Raw genomic sequence first — 9,295 nt, 5'->3', positions numbered from 1 at the left:
GGGCCGGAGCGCTTGCTCCGGCCCGCGGCGGCGGTCACTGGTGATTCAGGGTGGTTCCGGTTGGTTCCGGTGGGCCGTCAGCTCACCGGGGCCATCTTGTCGACGATGCCGGGGTGGGCATCGATCCACTTCTGGACGCCCTTCTCGACATTGCCCTTGCCGGCGTCCTGAACGGCCTGCTCCAGACTGGCCAGTTCCTGCTCGGTCATGTGCCAGTTCTTCAGCCACCCGTAGAACTCGGAGTACTTCTTCGGGAAGGACTTGTGGCCCAGCGAGCGGATCTCGTTGTTGGCCCCGAACGCCTTCTTCGGGTCGGCCAGCTTGGTGAGCTGGTACTTGCTGTACGCCCAGTGCGGGGTCCACAGCACGACGGCGACGGGCTCCTTCTTGGCGTACGAGCGCTCGAGCTGGGCGAGCATGGCCGGGGAGGCGTTGTTGGTGACCTCGTACTCCTTGTCCAGGTCGTAGTCCTTGAGGACCTTGCTCTTGAGCAGCTGCATCTCGCCGGTGCCCGGCTCAATGCCGATGATCTTTCCCTTGAACTTGTCGGCCTTGCCCTTGAGGTCCGCCAGGGACTTCACGTCCTTGACGTACGAGGGCACCGCGATCTCGAGCGAGGTCTTGTCGTACCACGGCCCGATATCGACGAGGTTCTTCTTGTAGCGGTCCCAGTACTGCTTCTGGGCGACCGGTAGCCAGCCGTCGAATTCGACGTCGATCTGCCCGGCGCTCATCCCGGTGAACATGGAGCCCACGTCGTACTGCTTGATCGACGGCTTGTAGCCGCGCTTCTCCAGGACGTTCTTCCACAGGTAGGTGGTGGCGATGTCCTCGTCCCAGGGGAAGTAGCCGATCCGGGGCGCGGCCCCGGCCTGCTTGCCCTGGGTGGTGGTGCCGGCGCCGCCCGCGGGGGCGAGCTTGTCGACCACACCGGGGTTCTTCTTCAGCCAGGCGCGCACGCCGTCCTGCTGCTTGCCCTTGCCCGCGTCCTGGATGGCCGCTTCGAGGCTGGTGAGCTGCTTCTCGGAGAGCTTGAAGTTCTTCATCCACTTGGCGATCTGCGGCTGCTTCTGGGAGAAGCCCTTGCGCCCGATGGTGTGGATGCCGTCGCCCTTGCCGAAGGCGCCCTTGGGGTCGGCGAGCTTGGTGAGCTTGTACTTGCTGTATGCCCAGTGCGGGGACCACAGAGTGACGGCGACCGGCTCCTTCTTGGCGTAGGAGCGCTCCAGCTGGGAGAGCATGCCCGCGGTGGAGCCCTTGACCAGCGTGTACTCGCCGTTCAGGTCATAGTCCGGGAGGACCTTGTCCTTCATGATCTTCATCTCGCCGGCGCCCGGCTCAATGCCGATGATCTTGCCCTTGAAGGTGCCGGCCTTGCCCTTGAGGTCGTCCAGGGACTTCACGTCCTTGACGTACGAGGGCACCGCGACCTCGAGCGAGGTCTTGTCGTACCAGGTGCCGAGGTCCTCCAGCTGGTCCTTGTACTGCTTCCAGTACGAGGCGTGGGTGGCGGGCAGCCAGGCGTCGGTCTGCATGTCGATATCGCCCGCGGCCATTCCGGTGAACAGCGCGCCGACGTCGTACGTCTGCAGCTGCGGCTTGAAGCCGCGCTGCTCCAGGATCTCCTTCCACAGGTAGGTGGAGGCGACGCCCTCGTCCCAGTTGATGTAGCCGATCTTGACCTTGCTGCCCTTGCCGACGTCGGCGGTGACCTTCTGGCCGTCGTCGTCGCCGCCGCCGAAGACATTGAGGCCGCCCGCGACGAGCGCGAGCACGATGACGCCGACCATCGCGACCGAGGTCGCGGGGCGCCACTGGAGCACCTTCGAGCCGCCCACGGCGCTCGCGGCCTGCTTGGCCAGGGCCCGTCGGCCGAGCGGCGAAACACGCTGGTTGAGGGCGCCGGTCATCCGGTCGAGGTACATGGCGAGGATGACCACCGCGATGCCGCCCTCGAAGCCGAGGGCCACGTCGACCGAGCTGATCGCCTCGAAGACGGAGGAGCCGAGGCCGCCACCGCCGACCATGCCCGCGATGACGACCATGGACAGCGCGAGCATGATGGCCTGGTTGACGCCCGCCATGATCGTGGGCAGGGCGAGCGGCAGCTGGACCCTCAGCAGGGTCCGGCCCGGGGTGGTACCGAAGGCGTCGGCCGCCTCGACCAGTTCCGCGTCGACCTGGCGGATGCCCAGCTCGGTCATCCGTACGCCCGGCGGCATGGCGAAGACGATGGTCGCGATGACGCCCGGGACCACGCCCACGCCGAAGAAGAAGATGCCGGGGATCAGGTAGACGAAGGCGGGCATCGTCTGCATGAAGTCCAGCACCGGTCGGAGCACGGCGCTCACGGCACGGTTGCGCGAGGCCCAGATGCCCAGCGGTACGGCCAGCACGATCGTGATCGCACCGGCGACCAGCACCAGCGACAGCGTCTCCATCGCCTCGTCCCACTGCTCGATCGAGTCGATGAGCGCGAAGCCGGCGAAGGCGAGGACGGCGGGCACCAGGCCGCGCAGCCACCAGGCGAGCACCGCGAGGATGCCCGCGAGGAGCAGGGCATTGGGGGCGGCGAGCACATCGTGCACGCCGTCGTACATCCCCTGGACGACCTTGGCGATGAAGTCGAAGAGCCACTCGAAGTGGTCGCGGAGGAAGTTGATGCCGGACCGGATCCAACTTCCGAGCTCGATCCTAGGCACCGGCGATCACCTTCCCCTCGGGAGCCTCGGGAGACTCGGGAGTCTGTGAGGTCTTGGATGCCTTGATGGCCTCAGGGCCCCCGGCGGTCGCGTCCGGTCCGTCGTCCGCCCCCGGCTCAGGGTCGCCGAGCACGGCGAGCAGCCGGGCGCGGGGGACGACGCCGATGAGCGAGCGCTCGTCCTCGTCGACCACCGCGACCGCGACGCCGCTGCGCGAGCAGGGCGTGAACAGCTCGACGATCGGGGTGTCGGCGGTGACGGTCGCGGGCGCGGCCGCCAGGATGTCGCTCTCGGTGCGCAGCACCGTGCCGTCCGGGGTCGTGGTGCCCAGCGCCTCCTCGGGATCGGCCATGATCGCGCCCGCGGTGAGCACCCGGGTGCGGTCGACGTCCTGGGTGAAGGAGGCGACATAGTCGTTGGCCGGGGTGACCAGGATGTCCTCGGCGGTGCCGATCTGGACGATCCGGCCGTCGCGCATGACGGCGATGCGGTCGCCCAGGCGCATGGCCTCGTTGAGGTCGTGGGTGATGAAGATGATGGTCTTCTTCAGCCGCTTCTGCAGCTCCAGCAGCTGGTCCTGCATATCGCGGCGGATCAGCGGGTCGAGCGCGCTGAAGGACTCGTCCATCAGCAGCAGGTCGGCGTCGGTGGCCAGCGCGCGGGCCAGGCCGACGCGCTGCTGCATACCGCCGGAGAGCTCGTCGGGCCAGGACTTCTCCCAGCCCGCCAGGCCGACGAGGCCAAGCGCCTCGGTGGCGCGGCGCTCGCGCTCGGCGCGCGGCACGCCCTGCACCTCGAGGCCGTACGCGGCGTTCTCCAGGACGCTGCGGTGCGGGAAGAGCGCGAAGTGCTGGAAGACCATGCTGATCTTGTGGGAGCGCACCTCACGCAGGTCGCGCGCGGCCAGGGCCGTCAGGTCCTGGCCGTCGAAGAGGACGCGCCCGGCGGTCGGCTCCAGCAGTCCGTTGAGCATGCGCAGCAGCGTGGACTTACCGGATCCGGACAGACCCATGACGACGAATATCTGGCCCGCCTCAACGGCGAAGGACGCGTCGATGACCGCCGCCGTCGTGCCATCCGTGCGCAGCTCGTCACGGTCCGTACCGCCGTCGAGCTTCGCCACCGCCTCATCGGGTCGTCTGCCGAACACCTTGTAGAGGTGTTCGGCTTGCAGCCTGGACACATATACCTCTCGGGTCGCACCAAAAAACGACCCGCCCACCCCCCGTGGGGTATCCCCGCCGAAGGCAGGGGAAGGGTCGTGGAGCGGGCGGTTTCCGACCGCGTGCCCGATGCAATAGTTGTTTTGCCTAACGGGTCCGCTCCGGGTGCGCGCCTGCCCTGAACCGTTTGGCGTAAACCAATCGGTGACCCACGTCACATTTCCGGGGCGTTTGTGTCAGTGGTGTGCGGCATCATCGAGGCGTGACCCGACGCCTGATGCTCCTCGACACCTCGTCCCTCTACTTCCGCGCCTATTTCGGGGTGCCGGACTCCGTCCGCGCCCCCGACGGCACACCGGTGAACGCCGTGCGCGGGCTGCTCGACTTCATCGCCCGGCTGGTCCAGGACCACCACCCCGACGACCTGGTGGCCTGCATGGACTTCGACTGGCGCCCCAAGTGGCGGGTCGATCTGATCCCCTCGTACAAGGCACACCGGGTGGCCGAGGAGGCCCCCGCGTCAGACGGTGTGGACCAGGAGGAGGTGCCCGACACCCTCTCCCCTCAGGTCCCGGTGATCGACGAGGTGCTGGACGCGGTCGGGATCGCCCGGGTGGGCGCGGATGGCTACGAGGCGGACGACATCATCGGCACGCTCGCGGGCCGGGCGTCCGGCCCGGTCGACATCGTCACCGGCGACCGCGACCTGTTCCAGCTCGTCGACGACCGGCGCGCGGCGCGAGTGCTCTACCCGGTCAAGGGCGTGGGCACGCTGCAGGTGTTCGACGAGGACGCGCTGCGCGAGAAGTACGGCGTGGGTGGCGCGGGGTACGCGGATCTGGCGCTGCTGCGCGGCGACACCAGCGACGGGCTGCCGGGCGTGCCCGGGATCGGCGAGAAGACCGCGGCCAAGCTCCTCGCCTCGTACGGCGACCTGGCCGGGATCATGGCCGCGGCGGCCGACCCCGCCTCCAAGCTGACACCGGCGCAGCGCAGGCGGCTGGAGGAGGCGCGGGAGTATGTGGCGGTCGCGCCGAAGGTGGTGCGGGTGGCCTCGGACGTCCCGCTGCCCGCCTTCGACCCGCGGTTGCCGCGGCAGCCGCGGGACGCGGGGGCGGTGGAGGCGCTGGCGGAACGGTGGGGTCTCGGCGGATCACTGCGCCGACTGCTCTCCACTCTTGAGGGATGAGGTGTTAAGTTAGGTAACCCTAACTCGTTGTGGATCAGGGAGGTGGCCGTGGCAGACCGTCCGGCCCGCAAGACGCCGCAGGTCAACCGGGCGCGGGTGGCGCGCGCCGAGCGGCTGACGCCCCATCTGACGCGGGTGGTGCTCAGCGGCGGGAGCCTGGCCGGCTTCTCCGCCGGCGAGTGCACCGACCATTACGTCAAGCTGCTCTTCCCGGCCGAGGGTGTCGTCTACCCCGAGCCGTTCGACCTTGCTCAGGTCCGCGCCGAGTTCCCGCGCGACCAGTGGCCGCGCACCCGCACCTACACCGTGCGCGCCTGGGACCCCGCGGCCCAGGAGCTGACCCTGGACTTCGTGATCCACGGAGACGAGGGCCTGGCCGGGCCGTGGGCCGCGCGCGCCGAACCCGGCGAGGAGATCCTTTTCCTCGGCCCCGGCGGGGCGTACGCGCCGAGCCCGGAGGCCGGCTGGCATCTGCTCGTGGGCGACGAGAGCGCCCTGCCCGCGATCGCCGTCGCGCTGGAGCGGCTTACGGAGCAGCCGACGGGCACGCCCGTGCACGCCCTGATCGAGGTGGCCGGTCCGGAGGAAGAGCTCAAGCTGAGCGTGCCGGACGGGGCGGAGATCACTTGGCTGCACCGCGGTGGCGGGCCGGTCGGCGAGGCGCTGGTGGCGGCCGTACGCGCACTGGACTTCCCGTCCGGCCAGGTGCACGCGTTCGTCCATGGCGAGGCGGGCTTTGTGAAGCAGATCCGCCGCTATCTCCGGCTCGAGCGAGACGTTCCGCGCGAGTGGCTGTCGATTTCCGGCTACTGGCGGCGCGGCCACGACGAGGACGGCTGGCAGGCGTCCAAGCGGGAGTGGAACCAGCAGGTGGAGGCGGAGCAGGAAGGGGAGACGGGGGCTACGGGCGGCGCGGGAGCGGCTGGGGCCGCGGGCGGCGCAGGGGCTGCGGCGGCCTGACGCGTGGCATCGGGCCTGGTCTGCGGGGCCGCCCCGATACAGGGGTGGCGGCCTGGCCCGACGCGCGGTCCTGGCCTGGTAGGCCAGCCCGCCCTGCGGGGCCTGCCCCGTATGCGGGGCCTGCCCCGTATGCGGGGCCGTGCCCGTACCCGCGGCGCCCCGCCCGTATCCGGGAGAGACGCACACGGGGCGGCCCCGGCGGTGTGCAGACACCGCCGGGGCCGCCCGTCGCGCCGTGGTCCGCGCCGTGGTCCACTCGCACGGGGCGCGGTCAGACCGAGCGCTGGTACGACCGGAAGGTGCGGGTCGACAGCCAGACCGCGGCCAGCGCGAGCGCCAGTAGCGCTCCGCCGCGGGTTGCCACATCGGCCCAGTCCGGGTCCTCCGCCATGGCCGAGCGGCCGGCCACCAGGGCCCAGTTGACCGGGTTGAAGTCGGCGATGTGCCGCATCCAGCCCGGCATCAGGGAGGAGGCCATGAATGCCTCGGAGAGGAAGGTCAGCGGCAGCAGCAGGAAGGTGTTGATGCCGATGATCGACTCGCGCTCGCGGACCAGCATGCCCAGGGCGTTGGAGAGCGCGCCGAAGACCGTACCGAGCAGCGTGGACGCCACGATCAGCAGCGCCAACCCCGTGATGCCGCCCGGGTATTCCGCGCCGCCGAGCTTGCCGAGCGCCACGATGATGACGGACTGCACGGCGGTGGTGATGCCTTGGGAGACCACATTGCCGTTCATCAGGGCGCCGCGGGAGACGGGCGTGGTCAGAAAGCGGTTGAGGGTGCCGCGCTCGATTTCCTCCAAGGTCCCCATGCCCGCCCACATGTTGGAGGACAGGGCGCTCATCACCACGATGCCCGGGACCAGATAGTCCAGGTACGAGCCGGTGCCGAAGCCGCCGAGGTCGGTGATCTTGCGGAAGAGGGAGCCGAAGAGGAACAGCCAGATGACCGGCTGGATCAGATTGATCAGCAGGAAGACGGGCTGGCGCCAGTAGGCCATCAGCTGGCGCTGTGTCATATACCAGGTCTGAGTGAGGGTCGCGCTCATCGGACACCTCCCACGGCAGCGGCCGGCACGGGCGCCTCGGCCGCGGCCTCCGCCTCGGTGAAGCTGCGGCCCGCGTAGCGCAGATAGACGTCGTCGAGGGATGGGCGGGCGACGGTCGCGGTGGCCACGGCGGCGCCCGCCCGCTCCAGGGCGGTGAGCAGCGTGGGCACGGCGGCGGCGCCGTCGTCGGCGCGGGCGCTGACGCGCCGGCCGTCCACGGCCACCTCGTGCACGCCCGGCAGCGCGGTGAGCGCGTCCCGCAGCGGCGGCTCCGCTCCGTCCGCGACGGCCTCGCTCAGCTCCAGGTGGACGGCGTCGCCGCGCAGTTCGCCCTTGAGCTCGTCCGGGGTGCCCTCGACCACGACCCGGCCGCGGTCGACGATGGCGATGCGCTCGGCGAGGCGGTCGGCCTCTTCGAGGTAGTGCGTGGTGAGCACGATCGTCAGGCCGTCCTCCCCCGCGAGCCGGGCGATCTCCTCCCACATGGCCGTGCGGGCCTCGGGGTCGAGCCCGGTCGTGGGCTCGTCCAGGAAGAGCACTTCGGGGCGGTGTACGAGCCCGAGTGCGACGTCGAGCCTGCGGCACATTCCGCCGGAGTAGCCTTTGACCGGGCGGTTTCCGGCGTCGGCGAGGTCGAAGCGGTCCAGCAGCTCATCGGCTCGGCGGGCGCAGGCGGCGCCCCGCAGCCCGTACAGCCGGCCCTGCAGCAGCAGGTTCTCCCGCCCGGTGGCCACCGGGTCGGCGCCGGACTTCTGTGCCACGACGCCGATGGCGGCGCGCACCCGCCCGGGGTGGCGGAGCACATCGTGTCCGGCGACGGCCGCCGTGCCCGCGTCGGGGCGGGCGAGGGTGGTGAGGATCTTGACGGTGGTGGACTTCCCGGCTCCGTTGGGGCCGAGCAGGCCGAAGACGATGCCGGACTCGACGGCCAGTTCCATGCCGTCAAGGGCCTTCACCCCGCCCGGGTAGGTCTTGACCAGTTGATTGGTTTCCACTGCGAGCGCATGTGTGCGCATGTGGTGCGGGGTACGTCCCCCGGTTGTTGGCGCCATGGTGGCGTGTCTCCACTCTGATCTGTCGCATCTGATCTGTCGCATCTGATCTGTCGCGTCCGATCTGTCGCGTCCGATCTGTCGCGTCTGATCTGTCGTACGACATCGACCTGTCGCGTGCTGTCGCGTGCGAAATCCGCCGCACCGATCCGCGGGTGGAGAGCCGGGCTATCCTGGGTGTGCCGCACCTCGATCGCCTGGCCTGCCATCACCGCAGGTCCGGTCCGGGGTCAGGGCCCTGGTGTGTGCTGTTGGCGCAGCGCGCACCAGGGCCTTCTTCACTCCTGTGGCTTGGTTCTCTCCTCTATCTCGACCCATTCCGCCGGCATCTCGCCGGTCCGGCTCAGCGCCCGCCATGCGGCCGCGCCGGAGAGGTTGCCCGCCGCAAGCTCCTCGCGCAGCGAACGGACCCACTCCATCTCGGCGCGGATCATGTGCAGTTCGTACTCCGTCTCCAGCAGGAACACCCTCGGCAGGTCCTTGTTCAGGGCGCCGATCGTGCCCTCAAGGGCCTCGGCCTGGGCCTCCAGCGTCTCGGCCCGCCGCCGCAGCAGCTCGTCGGCCTCGTCGATGGGCAGCACCAGGATCAGCGAGAGCGCGGCCGAGAAGGCGGGGTACTCCCGGGCGGGGACGGACACCAGCTCCGCCAGCCAGTCGTGCAGCTCCCGTCGGCCGTCCTCGGTCAGTCCGTACACCGTGCGCTCGGGGCGGAGCCCCTGCCGCTGGGTGCCGGCGACCTCGACGAAGCCGTGCTTCTCCAGGTTCTGGACGACGGTGTAGAGCGAACCGTAATTGATCTTGATGCTGTGTTCCTTGCCCCGTCGCCGGAGCACCTGCGCGATCTCGTACGGGTGCATAGGCCGCTCGCTCAGGAGCGCCATCACCGCGAGCGCCAAGGGGTTGTTCAGCTTGCGCCGCTTCGCCGTCACCGTCATCACCTCGCCTCCGTATATCCGTCGCCGAACATATCGTGACTCAGCGGGAGCGTCAACCGCGATGTATCGCGACTGCGCCGACTCCACGGCCGCGTGTGGATCTCAGGAAGCAGGAAACGGGAAGCAGAAAGCAGAAAGCGGTATACGACGGGCCGTGGGCGGGCCGGGGCTCGCCCCCGCCGGGCCCCCGGGGGGTATTAAAAAAAACCAGCCCCCCAGACAGCTCCGGGTGGGGGTTTGCGTGGT

Annotated in this window: 7 protein-coding genes; 2 read left to right on the top strand and 5 right to left on the bottom strand. The window is 69.7% G+C overall.

The features are described 5' to 3' along the window. Positions 1–77: 77 nt before the first annotated feature. Positions 78–2,702 carry an ABC transporter permease/substrate binding protein gene (locus tag ACFV2X_RS54635; RefSeq protein ID WP_385631583.1) on the bottom strand — a complete coding sequence of 875 codons (2,625 nt, stop codon included), beginning with the start codon at positions 2,700–2,702 and terminating at the stop codon, positions 78–80. Beyond that, the gene (locus ACFV2X_RS54630) at positions 2,695–3,885 is read right to left on the bottom strand and encodes a glycine betaine/L-proline ABC transporter ATP-binding protein (protein WP_385631580.1); all 1,191 of its coding nucleotides are present in this window, start codon (positions 3,883–3,885) and stop codon (positions 2,695–2,697) included. Before ACFV2X_RS54630 ends, ACFV2X_RS54635 begins: the two co-directional genes overlap by 8 nt. Before the next feature lie 242 nt (positions 3,886–4,127). Here ACFV2X_RS54630 and ACFV2X_RS54625 point away from each other — a divergent pair, with 242 nt between their 5' ends. Both ACFV2X_RS54625 and ACFV2X_RS54620 read left to right on the top strand, forming a co-directional pair. Next, the gene (locus tag ACFV2X_RS54625) at positions 4,128–5,054 is read left to right on the top strand and encodes a 5'-3' exonuclease H3TH domain-containing protein (protein WP_385631577.1); all 927 of its coding nucleotides are present in this window, start codon (positions 4,128–4,130) and stop codon (positions 5,052–5,054) included. Positions 5,055–5,102: 48 nt separating this feature from the next. Next, entirely contained in the window at positions 5,103–6,014 is a 912-nt protein-coding gene (locus tag ACFV2X_RS54620; RefSeq protein WP_385631574.1) for a siderophore-interacting protein, read from the top strand. A gap of 271 nt (positions 6,015–6,285) precedes the next feature. Here the strand turns inward: ACFV2X_RS54620 and ACFV2X_RS54615 are convergent, their stop codons facing one another. The 3 genes from ACFV2X_RS54615 to ACFV2X_RS54605 all read right to left on the bottom strand — a co-directional run bounded on the left by ACFV2X_RS54615 (position 6,286) and on the right by ACFV2X_RS54605 (position 9,049). Further along, entirely contained in the window at positions 6,286–7,062 is a 777-nt protein-coding gene (locus ACFV2X_RS54615; RefSeq protein ID WP_385631571.1) for an ABC transporter permease, read from the bottom strand. Continuing rightward, a complete protein-coding gene (locus ACFV2X_RS54610) occupies positions 7,059–8,078 on the bottom strand; it encodes an ATP-binding cassette domain-containing protein (protein WP_385631569.1) in 1,020 nt (339 codons plus the stop codon). Before ACFV2X_RS54610 ends, ACFV2X_RS54615 begins: the two co-directional genes overlap by 4 nt. Positions 8,079–8,392: 314 nt before the next feature. Further along, positions 8,393–9,049 (bottom strand): PadR family transcriptional regulator, encoded by a 657-nt coding sequence (locus ACFV2X_RS54605; protein ID WP_385631566.1) that lies wholly within the window; start codon positions 9,047–9,049, stop codon positions 8,393–8,395. Positions 9,050–9,295 lie beyond the last annotated feature (246 nt).

Origin of the sequence: Streptomyces sp. NPDC059679 (assembly GCF_042734105.1) — a bacterium.
Lineage (GTDB): Bacteria > Actinomycetota > Actinomycetes > Streptomycetales > Streptomycetaceae > Streptomyces.
The sequence above is the reverse complement of the archived record's forward strand: the minus strand, read 5'-3'. Positions and strand labels throughout refer to the sequence as shown.